Genomic DNA, 729 nt, shown 5'->3' with positions numbered 1-729 from the left:
CATTATTATCTTTTTCATTATCTTTCAACTCCTATTCTTAAATTTCTTAAATAACTGTTTATATCCGACACTCCTGTATTTTCTTTTCTTTCATATGGAAATACATTTGTATTTAGTTTTGGACTATTTGATAAACCTTTATCTGTATACTTTCCATTAGTATAATCTTTTAATAATTCTTCTTTGTTATACTTGTCTTTCGCTTCTAATAAATAAGGGCTTTTATCAAGTAGTGCAGGTCCGTTTATTGTCAAGTTTATCTTTAAGCTCTGGTCTAAGTTATACAAGTCCTTTACTTCTCCTAATATTTTATTCTTTCTTATTACATTTGCTGTTCTGTATTCTTTAAATTTGTTATAAATTTCTTCCGAAATTATTGCACTCTCATATACATAAGTTCCATGAGGGTTGCTTATTAATGAACTTATTTCTTTTGAAGTTAATTCAGTCAATCCTATTTTATAAGCACTTTTATAATTATTTCCAATTAATCTAAGTTCCTTTTTATTTACTACATTAGAATGCAAATAATCAGGTTTTCCTATTTTCTTACTGTCAGGTAACACAGGAATAAATAAGCCCGGCATTAGCTGTTCTCTTAATGCTGCCTTCCCTATAGGTAAATGTCCCGTCTTATCTTTCCAGCTATGCTCTTTTACCTTATCTATATTCGATATATTTACAAGCCTTGACTCTCCCGATAAACTGAACAGCTTATTTGTATTAGCC

At 29.2% G+C, this 729-nt stretch carries 1 protein-coding gene; it reads right to left on the bottom strand.

All coding sequences use genetic code 11. The features are described 5' to 3' along the window. Nucleotides 1–17 precede the first annotated feature (17 nt). Nucleotides 18–729 (bottom strand): hypothetical protein (locus EII29_RS12940; RefSeq protein WP_233573334.1); only part of this gene is annotated, 712 nt, incomplete at its 5' end.

Source organism: Leptotrichia sp. OH3620_COT-345, from assembly GCF_003932895.1.
Lineage (GTDB): Bacteria > Fusobacteriota > Fusobacteriia > Fusobacteriales > Leptotrichiaceae > Pseudoleptotrichia.
Note: the sequence above shows the minus strand (reverse complement) of the source record. Positions and strands in the feature narration are given on the sequence as shown.